The organism is Dyella sp. OK584 (assembly GCF_057787755.1).
Genome location: NZ_CM173542.1, coordinates 1,905,247 through 1,922,496 on the forward strand (window position 1 = coordinate 1,905,247; position 17,250 = coordinate 1,922,496).

Consider the following 17,250-nt stretch of genomic DNA (forward strand, 5'->3'; position numbering starts at 1 on the left):
AATGTCTTGCGCAGTGCGCTGCGCAAGAATGCGCGCTTTCACTATCCATCACTTGCCGCCAAGGCCGTGCGCCGCTGGCGTGCCACGAGATCCAGCGCCATTTGCGCCGCCGCGATGAGGCTGGAGGGATCACCTTTGCCTGTGCCAGCCAGATCCAGCGCCGTGCCGTGGTCGACTGAGGTGCGAATGAAGGGCAGGCCCAGGGTGACATTGACGGTGCGGTCGAACGCCTCGCTCTTGAGCACGGGCAAAGCCTGGTCGTGATACATCGCCAATATCGCGTCGTAGCGCTCGCGTTGGGCGGGCACAAAAGCCGTGTCGGCCGGTAGCGGACCGATCAGCTGCATGCCTTCACCGCGCAGCGTGTCGAGCAAGGGAATGATGGTGTCGATCTCTTCGCGGCCCAGATGGCCGCCTTCGCCCGCGTGGGGATTCAGGCCCAGTACGCCGATGCGTGGCTGGGCGAGGCCGAACTTGCCGTGCAATTCGTGGTGGACGATGCGCAGCACGCGTTCCAGTGTTTCGCGGGTGATCGCGGCGGGGACGGCCGACAGCGGCAGGTGGGTGGTGGCGAGCGCCACGCGTAGCTCGGGGCTGGCGAGCATCATCACCACATCGACATGCGCGCGTTCAGCGAAGAATTCCGTGTGGCCACTGAAGCGGATACCCGCTTCGTTGATCGAGGACTTCTGCAAGGGTGCCGTGACCACGGCAGCGTAACGCCCTGCCATGCAGCCGTCGGCCGCCTCGACAAGTGTGGCCAGTACATGCGAAGCGTTGCGCGGATCGGGTTGACCGGGTTGCTCGGGCACGCCCAGTGGAATGTGTCGTACTCGAAGTTGTCCCGCTCGGCGCTGCGATACGGGGGCGCCATCGTCGTCGATCAGCTCGATGGCTTGTCCGCAGCGTTGTGCAGCGCGTTGCAGCAGTTCGCGATCGGTGAGCGCAACGAAATTGGCCGCCAGCGGAGTGGCGGCCAATCGGATCAGCAATTCGGGGCCGATCCCCGCCGGCTCACCTGCGGTGACGGCCAGCCGGGGCAGGGCGGGGGTGTTCAACGTGACCTCAGGAGGACTTGGTGCCCTGCTGATCGTTGGGATCGCGCAGCTCGGGCACCAGAATGTTCACGTAGGCGCTGGAACGCATCTCGCGCAGGTAGTCGTCATAGACTTGCTCAGCCTTGCGATTGCCAATGGCCTGGCGTGCCTGGTTGCGTTCCATCTCGTCGGTACGGTCGCTCTGGCGAGTGCCCAGGCGCTGCAGGATGTGCCAGCCAGCCTCGCTCTGGAACGGCTGGGCGATCTGATCGTCCTTCAGCTCACCCAGGTGCTGGGCGATGCTCGAACCCCATTCGCTCTGCGCGAACCAACCCATGTCGCCGCCATTGTTGGCGGTGGTGTCGTCCTTGGAGTTCTCCTTGGCCAGCTTGGAGAAGTCCTCGTGCTTGGTGACGATGCGGTTGTACAGGTCGTCTGCTTTCTGGTGGGCCTGCTCCGGCGTCAGCAGCTCGCTGGGCTTGATCAGGATCTGGCGGGCGTGGAACTCCTGCACCATCTGGCGGCTCGGAGCGCGCTGTTCGATCAGCTTGAGGATGTGGAAACCGGTAGGGCCGCGGAGGGCAGGCGTGACATCGCCGGCTTTCATGTTGGCCACGGCATCGGCGAACGCAGGCGGGATCTCGTCTACGCGGCGCCAGCCGAGGTCGCCGCCGTCCAGCGCGTCCTGGCCGTCGGAGTAACGGATGGCCGCGGCGTGGAAGTCCATGCCGCCCTTGATGGCGTCGGTGGCCTGGGTGGCCTTGTCCTGGGCCGCCTTGATGTCGGCGGCGCTGGCGCCGGCCGGCAGGCTGACCTGGATGTGTGCCAGGTGGACTTCGCCCGCTTTGTAGGACGGGCTGGCGAGCATGTTGTTGATTTCGCTGTCGGTGATGCTCACCTGATCGCGGATGATGCTGTCGTGCAGGCGCTGGGCTACCAACTGGTCTTTCAGCTGGCGACGGAATGCGGCAAAGCCGGAGCCGTCCTGTTCCACCGCGGCGCGCAACTGCTCAGGCGACATGTGGTTCTGCTGGGCTACCGCATTGACGGCCTGATCGACGTCGGCGTCGGAGACGCGGATGCCCTGGTCATCGGCGCGCTGCACCTGCAGCTTCATCAGGATGAGGCGGTCCAGCACCTGGCGTTGCAGCACGTCCATCGGCGGCAGCTGGCCCGGATTGCGGGCATATTGCTGCTGCACCGAGCGCACAGCCTCGTTCAGCTCGCTCTGCAGGATCACACCCTCGTCCACCACCGCCACGATCCGGTCGAGCGGCTGCTTGCCCGTGGCTGCCTGTGGCAGCAACTGGGCATGGGTCGGGAGGGCGGTCGCGGTGGCGATCGCGAACAGGAACAACGCGAAAGGCTGCTTCATCAGTCGGGGGCCTTCAATCGCCGGAGGCGACAGGGAAATTATTGATAGCCAAGAATACCATTGCGCAGGGCGTTTTCCGACTGACCGGTGAACCCGCCCATGCCCTTGAACTCGATCTCAAGCATGATTGCGTTGTTGGCCGTACCCAGCTGCGTGGAGGTGTTGTAGGTGTTCACGTAGTGCCGCCCGACGAGGCGCAGCGCCACGCAACAGCTGTCGTACTCCACGCCCGCCAAGGCCTCCACGGTGCGCTTGTCGAGCACTGAATAGGTCCAGTGGCCAAGCAAGCGCCACTGGTCGGAAAGCGGATAGACCACCGAGGCGTCATATTGTTCCAGCAGCGGCAGATTGCTGCCCGGCGTGCGGCGATAGCGATACGAGAAGTTGAGGATGCCGTCGGTCTTGATGCGCTTTTGTACCGTGACGGCGCCCAGGTCGGTCAGGTCAGTGTTGGGGTTCCACTGGTACTGCGACGACACCTTCCAGTCATCGTTGAGCTGCGTGCTGAATTCCACCGCATAGTCCGAGCCGGACCAGTCAGTGCTTGGCGCCACCGTGTTCGGGCTGTTCGGCAGCTGTACGCGCTGCTGGGTGAAATAGCGGATCTGGCCGAAGGTCGCTGAGAACCGCTCCACGCCATTGTCGTCGAGCAGGCGCGTGGTGAGTGCCGCGCTGAGGTTGTTGGCATTCATCTGGCGGTCCGCGCCCGAATACATGTTGGGCGTGAACAATTCCCAGGTGTCGAACGACATCAGGTTGGTATCGAACAGCGGCAGGTTGTCCTGGTTGCGGTAAGGCACGTACAGGTAATAGAGGCGTGGCTCGAGCGTCTGCGTGTAGCTGGTGCCGAACAGCGAGGTGCTGCGATCGAAGATCAGGCCACTGTCCACACTGACGATGGGCAGTGAGCGACTGGGCGAGCTGCTGGTGAACGGCGACGCCACGCCTGGCGCAAGTTGGCCAGGGGTGTAGCCATAGAGATTGTATTGCCCGGTGAGGTCGTAGGCCGTGTAGCGATAGGCGACCTTGGGTTTGACGAACCAGGCCGCGCCGCGGAAATCTGCCCCGAGGTACGGGTAGAGGTCCAGGCGGTTGCCTTCGACCACGTTGTCCTTGCGAAATGCCACCGCTTCGGCGTTGCCGCCGAACTCCAGCCAACCGTTGATCGGTAGGTCCAGATTGAAGTTCGCACGCGGCCATCGCTTGTACTGCACTACCGAGTCGGGCAGCGACGGGTCCACGTTCTGGTAATAGTCCGCGCCGAACTGCGCGTTCCAGAAGGCCGTGCCCCACTTGCCGGCGCCGTTGACGTACGCGGTGGAGCTCAGCGTGCCGATTGCCGAGGTGTACAGGTCGTTGCCGAAGTCGCGCAGGTAGTTGCGGTCGGAGGCACGATTGATCGACGTGTTGAACGACCACGGACCATACAGGTGCGTGGCATCGTTGTATTTCAACAGCCAGCGGTTATCGCCCTTGGTGTCGTCGGTGCTGTCCGGTGTCGGGTCGCCACGGTCGTTCGGCAGGATTTCGACGTTCAGCTGGCCGGTGCTGCCTGGTACCAGGTAGCGGAACTCGCCAGCCAGCATCACGCCGCGATCGGTGTAGATGCGCGGGTCCAGCGTGGCGTCGTAGTTCGGTGCCAGGTTGAGGTAATAGGGCGTGCTGATCAGGAAGCCCGAACGGCTGGAATTGCCGATCGTCGGGGTCAGGAAGCCGCTCTTGCGTCGGTCATCGATGGGAAACGTGAAGGTGGGCAGGTACATGATCGGCACGCCGCCGACGGTCATGGTGGCATTGTGCGCGACACCCTCGCCGGTTTCCTTGTCCATGCGGATGTCCTTGCCATGGATCTCCCACACGTGATGGCCCACGTCACAGGTGGAGTACGTGGCCTGCATGTAGCGGGTGCGCTGGTCGTCCAGCATCTGGCCCTGCTTGGCCACGCCATTGCCGCGGCTGGCCAGCATCTGATAACTGACGTTGTCCGCGATGCCGGTGCTGGCGTCCTGATTGCCCCGGATATGGTCGGAGGACATCAGTTGCGCGGCTTCCTGGTAGCGCACGTTGCCGCGCGCATCGTAGTCGGTGGTGTCGTTGTTGTAGTCGACCACATCAGACTGCAGGCGCTGGTCGGCGCGTTCCATCTTCACGTCGCCTTCCAGGTGGTACACCGTCTGGTTGGAGCCGTCGACGCGCTGGGCCGTCACGTAGGTGTTGGATGTCTCGCGGACCGAACTGTCCTTGCTCAGCGTCGGATCGTAGAACGACAGCATCGCGTTGGGCCGGCACATGGCGTAATTGAGCGGCCGCGCCGGGCAGCGGAACGCTCCCAGCGGACAGTTGGGCACCGCTCGCGGCGTAGTGCTGGGTGGTGTCGGAGGCGTGGGCTGGTCAGGCGCCGACTGGGCCTCCACCGGGCCGCCGAACAGGGCGAGAGCGGCGGCAACCGCTAACAGGCGGCGCGGGGGCAGGTGGCGCGAGGGCAGCTTGGGCGTCACGATGGCAGTCTGTCGGCTGTGAGGCTCGTAAAACTAGCAGAAAGCCCCCATGGAAGGCAGTTGGACTTGGCCAGGAGGATTCAGCGTGAGTCAGCAGAACCCGAGCAAGACCGATGACCAGTGGCGCACCGAACTGACTCCCGAGCAGTACGCGGTGTGCCGTTGCTCGGCCACCGAACCTCCATTCAGTGGCAAGTGGTATCGCCATAAGGCTGCAGGTACTTACGTGTGCGTCGCCTGTCGAGCGCGGTTATTCGCCTCGGAGGCCAAATACGATTCCGGCTCCGGCTGGCCAAGCTATTTCCAACCCATGGCCCGTACAGCGGTGAGCCTGCGCCAGGACGACAACCATGGCATGCGTCGCACCGAGGTGCGCTGCGCAACATGTGATTCCCATCTTGGGCATCTATTTCCCGACGGCCCCAAGCCGAGTGGATTGCGTTACTGCATCAATTCCGTAGCGCTGGATTTCGTGCCGGCCGGTGACTAGCCCGCCCTTGCCTCAGGCTTCCAGTAGTTCGCCGACATGGGCGGCGACACTGCTGGCCAGCGCGAGCAGGTTGTAGCCGCCTTCCAGGCTGGATACCAGTCGACCATCAGCGTGAGCCTGGGCCACGTCCACCAGGCGCTGGGTGACCCACGCATAGTCCTCGCTGCCCAGGCGTATGTCGGCGAGCGGGTCGTTGCGGTGGGCATCGAAGCCGGCGGACACCAGTACCAGCTGCGGTCTGAACGCATGCAGGCGAGGCAGCAGCACGCCATCCCACAACTCGCGAAATTCGTAGGAACCATCGCCCGGCGACAGCGGCGCGTTGACGATGTTGCCGGCGCCGCGTTCGTCCTCGCGCCCCGTGTCTGGATACAGCGGCATCTGATGGCTGGACAGGAACAGCACTCGCGGTTCGCTGGCGAAGATGTCCTGCGTGCCATTGCCGTGGTGCACGTCGAAATCGGCGATGGCGACGCGCTTGAGTCCGTGCGCGGCAATGGCGTGGGCTGCGGCGACTGCGATGTTGTTGAACAGGCAAAAACCCATCGCACGGTCGGGCGTGGCGTGATGTCCGGGAGGGCGCACCGCACAGAAGGCGCGTCCACCTTGCGGATCGAGCACCGCATCGACGGCTGCCACCGTTGCACCGGCAGCGCGCAATGCAGCTTCGGCCGAGCCTGGAGACATCAATGTGTCTTCGTCCAGGCGAACCGCGCCGCTTACGGGCAGTGTGCCCAGGATGCGGTCCACGTGCTCTGGAGTATGCACACGCAGTAGTTGTTCGCGAGTGGCACGAGGTGCCTCGATACGGTCTACGGCGGCGAAACGATCCTGGTCCAGCGCCTGCAGTACGGCGCGCAAGCGCGCGGGTGATTCGGGCTGGTCCGGACCCGGGTCGTGCTGCAGGCAGTTGGTATGGGTGTAGAGCCGCAGCATCGGGTAACGCTTAGCTGGACTTGCGGCGGCGTTCGTGTTGCCACAGCACTTCACCGTGGCCACTGGCGCGAGCCAGCACGCGAGAGATCACGAACAGCAGGTCAGAGAGGCGATTGAGATAGCGCTGCGCTTGCGGGCGCACATCCTCAACGCGAGCCAGCGCGATGACCTCGCGCTCCGCACGTCGACACACGGTACGCGCGAGATGGCAACACGAAGCGGCCATGCCGCCGCCGGGCAGGATGAAATCCTTCAGCGGTGGCAGCGGATCGTTGAAGCCATCGAGCACCTGTTCCAGTCGCTCGATGTCCTTGTCTTCCACCATCGCCATGCCGGGAATGCACAACTCGCCGCCAAGATCGAACAGGTCGTGCTGTACCTGGGTCAGAACCTCGCGCACGTCGTCGCCAACGCCTTCGGCGGCCAGGATCATGCCGATGGTGCTGTTGAGTTCGTCGACCGTGCCGTACGCGGAGACACGCAAGGAGTCTTTGGCAACGCGCGAACCGTCACCGAGGCCAGTGCTGCCGTCGTCGCCCGTGCGGGTGTAGATCTTCGAGAGGCGATTGCCCACGCGCGACCTCAGTGATGCAGGCTGCGCGGTGCGGCGTGACCGAGCGTGCGTGCGAGCTGACTGACCAGCACGTGCAGCACGGCGCCGATGGCGACATACAGTGCGGTAGTGCCGAGGAAGGGCAGGTACCAGTCGCTCATGTTGGCGAACCAGGCGCCGACGCTGCGCGGCAGCGGCACGCTGTTGCTGACCCAGTAAAAACTGCCATTGGAGATCATGTAGCAGACCAGTTCGCTGGCCAGCAGTGCGACCACGGCCAGACCCAGGGTGGACACGTGCAGCCCACGCTGGTGGCGGGCCAGCCAGCTGCCACCCAGCCACAGGCTGGCGTAGGCCGGAACCAGCGCCCAGTAGGCCGGCGACACGCAGTAGTGACTCCAGAAGTCCATGCCCTGGCCGGTGATGACCAGGTAGTCGACCAGCACGGCCTCGGCCATCAGCAGCGGAAGCGCCCAGCGGGCCGAGCCGCGCAGCCAGAAGCCGGCAAGGAAGAAGACAGCCCACGACGCATCCGGCATGGCCGCGAAGTGATGAATGCGGGTGGCGGCCATCACCAGGGCGAGTGCCAGGAAGATGCCCAACCGCTGGATTTGCGTCATAGCCATGAGATGCTCCGTGTTCATACGCATAGTGCAGACGGGAAGTCTATCGCAATTGCGCATGACTCAGATGAGGCCGGGCGGCTCTAGCGCGTATCATTCGGCGCCATGACTACCTCATCCCCCCAGACGGCCGCAGGGCGGCAGCCGGTTCTGATCATCGGCGGCGGACTGGTCGGCGCCAGCCTGGCCATCGCGCTCGATGCGGCAGGCATCGACGCCGTCATGGTCGAGGCGGCGGCACCGCGCATCGGCGAGCAGCCAAGCTATGACGAACGCAATCTCGCGCTGGCACGGGCGACCGTGAACGGTCTCGCGGCGATCGGCGTCTGGCCGCATGCCGTGGCGCAGGCTACGCCGATCCGTCACATCCACGTCACGCGTGCCGGTGAATTTGGCAGTGTGCGAATGGATGCGGACCGACACGGTGTCGATGCGCTGGGTTGGACCCTGCCAGCACGCGAACTCGGTGCGGCCCTGCTGCGCCGGCTCGATGAATGCACGCGACTCAGGCGCCTGGCGCCGGCGAAGCTGGAAGCGCTGGAGCCTTTGCCGAACGGTTGGCGGGCCCGCATCAGCACGGCCGAAGGTGTCACCGAGATCGACACACCGTTGCTGGTGGGCGCCGACGGTACTGCCTCGTTCGTGCGCGAGCGGGTGGGCATCCGCGCCGAGCGCCACGATTACGAGCAGACCTTGTTTGTCTGCACCGTGACACCCGAGCGTGATCACGCCCATCGCGCCTACGAGCGTTTTGCCGATGACGGCCCCATTGCGTTGCTGCCACTGTCGGGGCGGCGCTGCGGGTTGGTGCTCACTGTGCCGCGCGAAGAGGCGGACGCGGTCGCTGCGCTGGACGACGATGCCTTCATCGCACTGGCGCAGCAGCGCTTTGGCTGGCGGCTCGGTCGGCTAGCGCGTCCGGGGCGGCGATATCCGTACGCGATTCACCGCGTGGCGGCGCGCGAGTTGGTGGCGCCGCGCGCAGTGCTCGTCGGCAATGCGGCGCAGACCGTCCATCCGATTGGCGCGCAGGGTTTTAACCTCGGTCTGCGCGATGCGCTGACGCTGGCGGAGCTGGTGGCCAACGCGACCAATCCGGGCGCGGATGATCTGCTGGCGCGCTATGCCGCACGGCGTGCGCCGGATCGCGAAGGCACCATGATGATGAGTCATGGGCTGGTGCAGCTGGCATGCTTGTCGCAACCTTTGTTGGGTCCGCTGCGCTCGCTGGCGATGCTGGCGTTCGATCGGGTGCCGCCGTTGCAGCGCTTGCTGGCAAAGCGCGGCATGGGCTTCCGTGGAGAGCCGCCGAAAGCGGTGCTGGAGCGACTGCCATGAGCGCGACCTCCCTTTCGCGAGGCGAATCCACGCGTCGCCGTGGGCCTGCGCTGGATGTAGCGGTGGTCGGTGGTGGCATGGTCGGTGCGGCGACGGCGCTTGCGCTTGCGCGTGCCGGTTTCGCCACCGCGCTGCTTGAGGCGCGTGCGCCCGCGCCATGGTCTGAGCAGGACGGCGTGGATCTGCGGGTGGTCGGGCTGGCGCCATCGTCCGTTGCCTTGCTCGATGACTTGGACGTATGGACGTCCATACGCGATTCGCGCGCCAGCCCCTACGCGCACATGCACGTTTGGGACGCCGCCACGGGTGCTGCCATCCATTTCGATGCGGCATCGGAGGGGCGTGATCTGCTCGGCTATATCGTCGAGAACAATCTCGTGCAGTGGCGGCTATGGAGTGCGCTGGAAGCGGCCGGCGTGCGCCGGCTCTGCCCGGCCCAGGTCAGCGGCTTCGAAGTGTTCGATGACCGGGTGCAGATCGCGCTCGCCGGTACCGAGGGAGAGACGTTGTCCGCACGCCTGCTGGTGGCCGCCGATGGTGTCGGGTCGCCATTGCGCTCGCAGGCGGGCATCGAGACGCAGGGGCGCGATTATGCGCAGCGCGGCGTGGTGGCTCACGTGAATACCGAGCGTGTGCACGAAGGCACCGCGTGGCAGCGCTTCCTCCACACGGGTCCGCTGGCACTGCTGCCGCTGGCCGATGGACGCAGCTCGATCGTGTGGTCGTTGCCAGAGGCCGAGGCTCGGCGGGTGATGGCGTTGGATGACCAGGCCTTCCTCGATGAACTTGGCGTGGCCAGTGACTTTCGCCTGGGGCGCATCACCGGCAGTACCGCGCGCGCTGCGTTTCCGCTCAGATTGCAGCTGGCAGAACGTTACCAGGCGGAGCGTTTCGTGTTGCTTGGTGACGCGGCGCATGCCGTGCATCCGCTCGCCGGGCAGGGTGTGAACCTTGGTTTGCGCGATGTGATCGAGTTGCGCGATACGCTGGTCGCTGCACGCGATGCCGGCAACGATATTGCCGCGCCTCATGTGCTGCGCCGTTATGCGCGCCGCCGACGCAGCGCCGACACACTGGATGCACTGGGCTTCGATGCGCTGGCACGCATCTACGGCTGGACCTCGCCGCCGCTGGTGGCCGCTCGTGGCCTGGGTGTGCGCCTGCTCGACAAGTTGTCTCCCATCAAGCGCCGACTGGCCGAACACGCCGCCGGCCTCTGACCCGTTCGAACCCCGCAGCCAGGAGTGGAAGTTATGCGTATCGCCCGACTTTGCAGTGTGTTGTTGCTGTCCGGATTTGCTTTTGCCGCGCAGGCAAAGATGGTGCACAAGCCGGTGGAGTGGACGCAGGACGGCACCCAGTTCCATAGCGTGCTGGTCTATGACGATGCGGTGCCTGCCAAGCGCCCGGGGCTGGTGATGGTGCCCAATTGGTATGGCGTCAACGATCTTGCGTTGAAGAAAGCCGAAGGCATTGCCGGTAAGGACTACGTCATCCTTGTCACCGACATGTACGGTGAGAAAGTTCGTCCGACCAGCGACGATCAGGCGATGGCGGCAGTGAAGCCGCTGTATGGCGATCGTGCGTTGATGCGCAAGCGCATCAATATGGCACTGGATCAGCTCAAGGCACAGGGCAAGGATGCGCCGATCGACCTGACCAAACTCGCCGCCATCGGCTTCTGCTTCGGTGGTTCGGCGGTGCTGGATCTTGCACGCAGCGGCGCAGACGTTGCCGCGATCGTGTCGTTCCACGGTGCCTTGCAGACGGACGATCCGTCACTTGCCAAGCAGATCAAGGCTCGCATGCTGGTGATGAACGGTGCCGACGACAAGGGCACCATGCCAGACGCTGACAAGTTCATGGACGAGATGCGCGGCAGCAAGGCTGACTGGCAGTTCGTGGTGCTGGGCAATGCGGTGCATTGCTTCACCGAGACCGACCAGCACAAGCCAGGCTGCATGTACGACGAGCGTGCGGCGCAGCGCAGCTATCGCCTGATGCACGACTGGTTGCGTGGGGCGTTCAACGACGCGCCGTAGGCTTAGTCGAGCTCGCGCCAGTGCATGCTGGCCCTGATGCATGAGAATAGGCCAATCAGGGCCAGCAAGCTGCAGCATGCCAGGAAGAGGTAGCTCATCCAGAAGGAAGCGGGATCGAACGTCATGGACACGTAGCGGTCATAGCTGAGGTGTCGGTGCCCGAGTAAGTCCACGAAGTCAGTGCCCCGGCAACGCTTAGTCATGCACTTCATGGCGCCGGTCGACAACACCCTGAAAGACATCCAGGCCAGTGGCACCAGCGCGACCAGCGAGGTAAGCAGTCCGACCGCCACGCCGCTGCGAAATGTCGGACTGGGCCGCTTCCTTGCCCTGTATTGACGTGACTCCATGATCAGGGCGACGAGAATGGTGACAGCGGCGATGGCAACCATCTGCCACGGTGCCAACGCGTCGTCGTCCACCGCAATGCGATGGCGATGCAATACCTCGACCATCCATGAGGGTATCGGCCTGGCCATGATGTCGTCCGTGAGCACCGGTGGGAGACCTGCGGGCTTTCAGCAGTATGGCCGAGGCGGTTCACCGCGTGAAAGCAGACTCGTTGGTCGCTTCACTGCACGGTCCCGCTGCACGCGGGGCGCTCGACAATCAGAAGCTGCGCTGCACCGAATAGTCCGCCAGCGTTGCCATCGCTTCGCGCCAGGGTGAGTCGGGCAGGGAGCGCAGTGCATCGCGCGCGGCATCGGCATGGAACACAGCGCGTTCGTGCGTACGTTCCAGCGCGCCGGAGTCGCGGATGGCAGCGACGATGCGATCCAGCGAATCCAGGCCGCCGTGTTCAATGGCGTGACGCAGCGACCGCTTCTGTTCGGCATCGGCCGTCTGCAACGCGTAGATTAGCGGCAGCGTCGGCTTGCCTTCGGCGAGGTCGTCGCCAATATTCTTACCCAGCGTGTCGGCGTCGCTCACATAGTCGAGCAGATCGTCGGCGATCTGGAACGCATAGCCCAGCTCCATGCCGTAGCGGCGCAGTGTGGCCACCTGGTCGGCAGGCAGGCCGCCCAGAAGGCCACCCAGTTCCGTGGCGGCGGCGAACAGCACCGCGGTCTTGCGTTCGATCACCGCCAGATAGGCGGCCTCGTCCACGTCGGCATTGCCGATGTTGAGCAACTGCAACACCTCGCCTTCGGCGATGGTGTTGGTGGTGTCGGCCAGGATGCGCATGATGCGCATGTCGTCCAGCTCCACCATCAGCTGGAATGAGCGCGAATACAGGAAGTCGCCCACCAGCACGCTGGCCGCGTTGCCCCACAGGGCGTTGGCGGTCTTGCGGCCGCGGCGCAGGTCCGATTCGTCCACCACGTCGTCGTGCAGCAGGGTGGAGGTGTGAATGAACTCGATCACCGCCGCCAGCTTGATGTGCTGCTCGCCGCGATAGCCGGCGGCGCCCGCGGCCAGCACGTGCAGCATCGGGCGCAGGCGCTTGCCGCCACCGGCGATGATGTGGTCGGCGATCTGGTTGATCAGCACGACGTCGGAAGAAAGGCGGGTGCGGATCAACGTGTCGACGCGTTGCATGTCCCCGGCGGCGAGATCTCGTACGGCGGCAAAGTCGGGGGAACGGCTGGTGTCGGCGTGAGTCGTGGTCATGAGCAAGTCGCGGCGTCGTGTCCCGCGATTATAGAGAGAGTTCGCCGCAGGAATCCGCCGCGGCAGGGCACCACGGCCAGATTTGTGGGGCAAAACGTATAATCGGCGGCCAGACCGTCCTTACAAGAACCCTTCGGTGAGCAAACTCTCCCCACTTGAGCGACGCAGCGCGTTGACTTTGGCCTGCGTGATCAGCCTGCGTCTGTTCGGCCTGTTCCTGATCATGCCGGTGTTTTCGCTGTACGCGCAGCAGATGCCGGATGCGACGCCCTGGCTGATTGGTCTGGCGCTGGGCATCTACGGCCTCGGGCAGGTGCTGCTGCAAATTCCCCTGGGGTTGCTGTCCGACCGCATCGGGCGCAAGCCGGCCATTACCTTCGGTTTACTGGTATTTGCAGCGGGCGGTCTGGTGGCGGCGTCCTCGCATGGCTTGCAGGGCATCGTGATCGGGCGCGCCCTGCAGGGCATGGGCGCGGTGGCGGGCGCGGGTACCGCGCTGGCGGCGGACCTCACGCGGGAGGAGAACCGCGGCAAGGTGATGGGCATCATCGGCGTGTCGATTGGCGTGTCGTTTTTGCTGGCGCTGATTCTCGGGCCGCCGCTGGAGGCCATCGACGGGCTGTCGGGCCTGTTTGCCGCCACCTCGATACTGGCACTGGTTGCGCTGGTCTTGCTGTGGTCGATCGTGCCCACGCCGCAGCGCCAGAAGGCGCCGGCCGCGGCAGCATTCGGCAGCGTACTGTCCATGCTGCGCGACGGTCGCATGTTGGTGCTCAATGGCTCGGTGTTCTTCCTGCACATGTTGCTGACCGCCAGCTTCGTCGGTTTGCCGTTGCTGCTGGCCGATCGCCTGCACTTGCCGGTGAGCCGCCATTGGGAGCTGTACTTGCCGGTGATGGTGATCGCCGCGTTCGTGATGGGCGCGTGCCTGCATCGCATGCGCGACGTGGCACAGAGCCTTCGCATCGTGGCCGTGTGCGTGGTGGCCATTGGCCTGGGATTGCTGGGCTTTGCGCTTTGCGGTGATCACCTGGCGGCATTGGGTGTGGCGGCGGCGGTGTTCTTTTCCGGGTTCAATCTGCTGGAGGCGGCGTTGCCCAGCCTTGTGTCGCAGCTGGCGCCGGCGTCTTTGCGTGGCGCTGCGATGGGCGCCTATTCCACCAGCCAGTTCCTGGGCGCATTCGTGGGCGGCGCCGTGGGTGGCGTGGCGCTGGGTCGGTTGGGTACGGATGGCGTGTTCCTCTGCGCCGCCGCGATGACGCTGTTGTGGCTGCCGCTCGTGCTGGCCGGCGCGCGTCGGATCCGCGAGGGCAATACCGGCATCGACGCCGTGGTAGCGGCCCCTGGCGCGTGATGCCGGGTCGTACCGTGGCGCGGTGAAGCAATTCTCAGCGAGATTCCCATCATGTGGCGGCGTTCCTTGGCAGCGGGTTGGCCGAGGGTGTATGACGACACGCTTTGCGGCGTGATGCGGCGGTGACGTAGCAGGTCACCGGTGAGGGCGCCGTGCTTCCGTTATCGGCGAGGCCGTCTGCATGCTCACACCCCGTACTTCGCGTTTTCCCGCGCTCACGCTGTTGGCTGCCGCGGCGGGTATGTTCGCCGGCCATGCCATGAGTGCTGACATCGGTCGCGGTGATCGCTACTCCGGATATGCCTGGGCCTCCCGTTCCCCGGTGATCGCCCAGCACGGCATGGCCGCCACCGAACAACCGCTGGCCTCGCAGGTGGCGGTGGACATCCTCAAGAAGGGCGGCAGCGCAGTGGATGCAGCCATCGCCGCCAATGCGGCACTGGGCCTGATGGAGCCGGTGCTCAACGGCATCGGCGGTGACTGCTTCGTGATCGTGTGGGATCCGAAGACACACAAGCTCTACGGCTATAACGGGTCGGGTCCCTCGGCGAAAGGTCGCGATCTGGCGAAGATGAAGGCCGAGGTGAAGGCGGCCTACGCCAAGGCCGGCATGCCGGCGAAGGACCATATTCCTTCCGTGGGCTCGCTGCCGGTGACGGTGCCGGGCACGGTCGATGCCTGGTTCGCGCTGCACGAGAAGTTCGGCAAGCTGCCGATCGCCGATGACCTCGCGCCCACCATCGCCTATGCGAAGGACGGTTTTCCGATCACCCAGCTGGTCGCCAAGTACTGGAAGGGCAACTTCGCTGCCTTCGAGAAGCAGAAGGGCCTGATCGAAGAACTGGACAATGCGCGCCATACCTATCTGGTGGATGGCCATACGCCCGCCGAGGGCGAGGTGTTCCGCAACCCGGACCTTGCACGCACGCTCACGATCATCGCGCAAGGCGGTCGCGACGCGTTCTACAAGGGCGAGCTGGCGCACACAATGGACGCCTATTTCAAACGCATCGGTGGCGACCTTCGCTATGCGGATTTCGCCGGCCACCACGGCGAATGGGTAACGCCCGAATCGGTGAACTACCACGGCTACGACGTGTACGAGCTGCCGCCGAACGGGCAGGGTTTCGCGGCGCTGGAAATGCTGCAGATCCTCAAGGGTTTTGACCTTCGCAAGATGGGCATCGGTAGTGCCGACGCGCTCACCGCCATGTTGGAAGCCAAACGCCTCGCGTATGAAGACCTCGCCAAGTTCTATGCCGATCCGCGCTTCGTGCACGTGCCCATGCGCGGGCTGATCTCCGAAGGTTACGCCGAGCAGCGGCGCAAGCAGGTGCGGCTGGACCATGCCAGCGCGGATATCGGCCCGGGTGATCCGCGTCTGTTCGACGGCGATACCACGTATTTCACGACGGCCGACAAGGACGGCATGATGGTGTCCATCATCCAGTCCAACTACCGCGGCATGGGCTCGGGCCTGGTGGCCGACGGGCTGGGTTTCATGTTTCAGGACCGTGGCGAACTCTATTCGCTCAATGCCAAGGCAGCGAATGTCTACGCGCCGGGCAAGCGCCCGTTCCACACCATCATTCCCGCCTTCGTGATGAAGGACAGCGAGCCGTTCATGGCGTTCGGCGTGATGGGCGGCGACATGCAACCGCAGGCCCACGTGCAGGTGCTGACCAACATCATCGACTTCGGCATGAACGTGCAGGATGCAGGCGATGCCGCACGCTGGCGGCACTACGGCAACGCCGAGCCGACGGGCGAGCCTTCCCAGGGTATCGGCAAGGTTGAGATGGAGTCGGGTTTCGATCCCGCGGTGAAGGCTGAACTGGCGCGGCGTGGGTATAAAATCGAGCCCGGCACCGGCAATTTCGGCGGCTACGAGGCGATCATGTTCGACTCGAAACAGCGCGTGTACTCGGGCGCCACCGAAATGCGCAAGGATGGTGAAGTAGTGGGCTACTAAGGGCGCCGTACCCGGCCGTGCGGACGATTGTTTTTGGTCGGATCCGACCCAATGATCCGGCTGCTGCAGGAATATTCGTGGTGAGGTTCACATGGCTCATCAAATCGTTGCGCTGATTGCCCAGTACGGTCTCCTGCTGGTGTTCCTCAACGTGCTCGTCGAACAGGCGGGCGCCCCGGTGCCTGCGGTCCCCACGATGATCGTGGCTGGCGCGCTGGCCGCCACGGACAAGCTGCCGCTCGGCGGTGTACTGACCGTGGCGGTAGTCGCCTGCCTGTTGGCGGATTTCGCCTGGTACCTGGCCGGTCGTTACTTCGGTGGCGGCGTGATGCGCACGCTGTGCCGCATTTCGCTTTCACCCGATTCGTGCGTGAAGCAGTCGGAGTTGCGATTCCAACGCTGGCGCGGCGGCGTGCTGCTGCTGGCCAAGTTCGTGCCCGGCCTGTCTACGGTGGCGCCGCCGCTGGTGGGCGCGATGGGGTTGGGCGCCGTGCCGTTCGCGGTGTTCGATGGCATCGGCTCACTGCTGTGGGTAGGCCTGGCGGTGACGCTGGGTTATGTGTTCGCCGATCAGATCGACGACGTGCTCGCGGCGCTGGCCAATGCAGGCAGTGTTGCGCTGATGCTGGTGGGTTGCCTGCTGGCGCTGTACATCATTGCCAAGTGGTGGCAGCGGCATCACCTGTTGAAGACGTTGCGCATGGCGCGCATCTCGGTGGAAGAGCTCAATAACGCCGTCGAGGCGGGTCGCATGCCGGTCATCGTGGATGTGCGCTCGGAAGCGGCTCGCCTGATCGACGCGCGCATCATCCCGGGTGCCCTGTTGGCGGACGTGAACAGCGTCGACCGAATCGCGGCCGAAGTGCCCGTCGATGCTGAGCTGGTGATCTATTGCACCTGTCCGAACGAGGCGTCCGCGGCCATGGTGGCCAAGGCGCTGATGGCCCACGGATATACGCGAGTGCGCCCACTGCTGGGTGGGCTGGATGCCTGGGAAACAGCGGGTTTTCCGGTGCATCAATTGTCCGTGACCGAAGAAGTGGTGATTTCCCACGCGGCCTGAGACCCTCTCTTCCTCTCCCCTTTTGGGGAGAGGACTGAGGTGAGGGGCGGGTGCTCGCGATAGGGCTCCAAAAAGCCCACCTTCGATAGATCGCGTCGCAAGAATGACCCCTCACCCCAGCCCTCTCCCCGAAGGGGAGAGGGAGGAGTCTGCGGCAAATTTTTACGCCTTCTATACGCCCCTGGGTAGTTTCACTACCCCTTTCTTATGCGCCGGTTCCGACAATTTGCACCGTTGAAGAACACGGTGAATCGGTACCCATGGATGTCCTCTATCTCCTGTTTTCGTTCGTGCTGTTCGCGGCGGCGATCGGCTTCCTGCTGATCTGCGACCGGCTGGGGCGCCGCCCCTGATAGCA

The 17,250-nt window shown here is 64.5% G+C and carries 15 protein-coding genes; 7 read left to right on the plus strand and 8 right to left on the minus strand.

The window, feature by feature from the left end:
• Positions 1–41: 41 nt before the first annotated feature.
• From pdxA to AC3CBN_RS08480, 3 genes are read right to left on the minus strand one after another with little or no spacing between them, the layout of a single operon-like run.
• Complete coding sequence (gene pdxA / locus AC3CBN_RS08470) at positions 42–1,058, minus strand: 4-hydroxythreonine-4-phosphate dehydrogenase PdxA (protein WP_488636362.1); 1,017 nt, start codon at positions 1,056–1,058, stop codon at positions 42–44.
• 7 nt (positions 1,059–1,065) lie between these two features.
• On the minus strand, positions 1,066–2,412 hold the full coding sequence (locus AC3CBN_RS08475; RefSeq protein WP_488636363.1) for a peptidylprolyl isomerase: 1,347 nt from the start codon (positions 2,410–2,412) through the stop codon (positions 1,066–1,068).
• A 38-nt stretch (positions 2,413–2,450) separates the two neighbouring features.
• Positions 2,451–4,910 carry an LPS-assembly protein LptD gene (locus AC3CBN_RS08480; RefSeq protein ID WP_488636364.1) on the minus strand — a complete coding sequence of 820 codons (2,460 nt, stop codon included), beginning with the start codon at positions 4,908–4,910 and terminating at the stop codon, positions 2,451–2,453.
• 85 nt (positions 4,911–4,995) lie between these two features.
• Here AC3CBN_RS08480 and msrB point away from each other — a divergent pair, with 85 nt between their 5' ends.
• A complete protein-coding gene (gene msrB / locus AC3CBN_RS08485; protein WP_488636365.1) occupies positions 4,996–5,400 on the plus strand; it encodes a peptide-methionine (R)-S-oxide reductase MsrB in 405 nt (134 codons plus the stop codon).
• 12 nt (positions 5,401–5,412) lie between these two features.
• On the opposite strand, the gene AC3CBN_RS08490 is transcribed toward msrB, so the two are convergent.
• The 3 genes from AC3CBN_RS08490 to AC3CBN_RS08500 are packed head-to-tail and all read right to left on the minus strand — an operon-like array spanning position 5,413 to position 7,515.
• Entirely contained in the window at positions 5,413–6,336 is a 924-nt protein-coding gene (locus AC3CBN_RS08490; RefSeq protein WP_488636366.1) for a histone deacetylase family protein, read from the minus strand.
• Positions 6,337–6,346: 10 nt separating this feature from the next.
• Positions 6,347–6,910 carry a cob(I)yrinic acid a,c-diamide adenosyltransferase gene (locus AC3CBN_RS08495; protein ID WP_488636367.1) on the minus strand — a complete coding sequence of 188 codons (564 nt, stop codon included), beginning with the start codon at positions 6,908–6,910 and terminating at the stop codon, positions 6,347–6,349.
• Between the two features lie 8 nt (positions 6,911–6,918).
• Positions 6,919–7,515, minus strand: a complete 597-nt coding sequence (locus tag AC3CBN_RS08500; protein WP_488636368.1) for a hypothetical protein — start codon at positions 7,513–7,515, stop codon at positions 6,919–6,921.
• A gap of 102 nt (positions 7,516–7,617) precedes the next feature.
• Between AC3CBN_RS08500 and ubiH the strand changes: the two genes are divergently transcribed.
• From ubiH to AC3CBN_RS08515, 3 genes are read left to right on the plus strand one after another with little or no spacing between them, the layout of a single operon-like run.
• Positions 7,618–8,850 (plus strand): 2-octaprenyl-6-methoxyphenyl hydroxylase, encoded by a 1,233-nt coding sequence (gene ubiH / locus AC3CBN_RS08505; protein ID WP_488636369.1) that lies wholly within the window; start codon positions 7,618–7,620, stop codon positions 8,848–8,850.
• Positions 8,847–10,070 carry a UbiH/UbiF/VisC/COQ6 family ubiquinone biosynthesis hydroxylase gene (locus AC3CBN_RS08510; RefSeq protein WP_488636370.1) on the plus strand — a complete coding sequence of 408 codons (1,224 nt, stop codon included), beginning with the start codon at positions 8,847–8,849 and terminating at the stop codon, positions 10,068–10,070. Before ubiH ends, AC3CBN_RS08510 begins: the two co-directional genes overlap by 4 nt.
• A 33-nt stretch (positions 10,071–10,103) precedes the next feature.
• Positions 10,104–10,892: a dienelactone hydrolase family protein gene (locus tag AC3CBN_RS08515; protein WP_488636371.1), complete on the plus strand. Its 789-nt coding sequence runs from the start codon at positions 10,104–10,106 to the stop codon at positions 10,890–10,892.
• Positions 10,893–10,894: 2 nt separating this feature from the next.
• Here AC3CBN_RS08515 and AC3CBN_RS08520 read toward each other — a convergent pair whose 3' ends face one another.
• Both AC3CBN_RS08520 and AC3CBN_RS08525 read right to left on the minus strand, forming a co-directional pair.
• Complete coding sequence (locus tag AC3CBN_RS08520; protein WP_488636372.1) at positions 10,895–11,371, minus strand: hypothetical protein; 477 nt, start codon at positions 11,369–11,371, stop codon at positions 10,895–10,897.
• Between the two features lie 130 nt (positions 11,372–11,501).
• On the minus strand, positions 11,502–12,503 hold the full coding sequence (locus AC3CBN_RS08525; protein ID WP_488636373.1) for a polyprenyl synthetase family protein: 1,002 nt from the start codon (positions 12,501–12,503) through the stop codon (positions 11,502–11,504).
• 136 nt (positions 12,504–12,639) lie between these two features.
• Here AC3CBN_RS08525 and AC3CBN_RS08530 point away from each other — a divergent pair, with 136 nt between their 5' ends.
• From AC3CBN_RS08530 to AC3CBN_RS08540, 3 genes are all read left to right on the plus strand, one after another.
• Entirely contained in the window at positions 12,640–13,857 is a 1,218-nt protein-coding gene (locus AC3CBN_RS08530) for an MFS transporter (RefSeq protein WP_488636374.1), read from the plus strand.
• A 241-nt stretch (positions 13,858–14,098) separates the two neighbouring features.
• Positions 14,099–15,829 (plus strand): gamma-glutamyltransferase family protein, encoded by a 1,731-nt coding sequence (locus AC3CBN_RS08535; protein ID WP_488636692.1) that lies wholly within the window; start codon positions 14,099–14,101, stop codon positions 15,827–15,829.
• Between the two features lie 91 nt (positions 15,830–15,920).
• Positions 15,921–16,892: a DedA family protein/thiosulfate sulfurtransferase GlpE gene (locus AC3CBN_RS08540; RefSeq protein WP_488636375.1), complete on the plus strand. Its 972-nt coding sequence runs from the start codon at positions 15,921–15,923 to the stop codon at positions 16,890–16,892.
• Positions 16,893–17,250 lie beyond the last annotated feature (358 nt).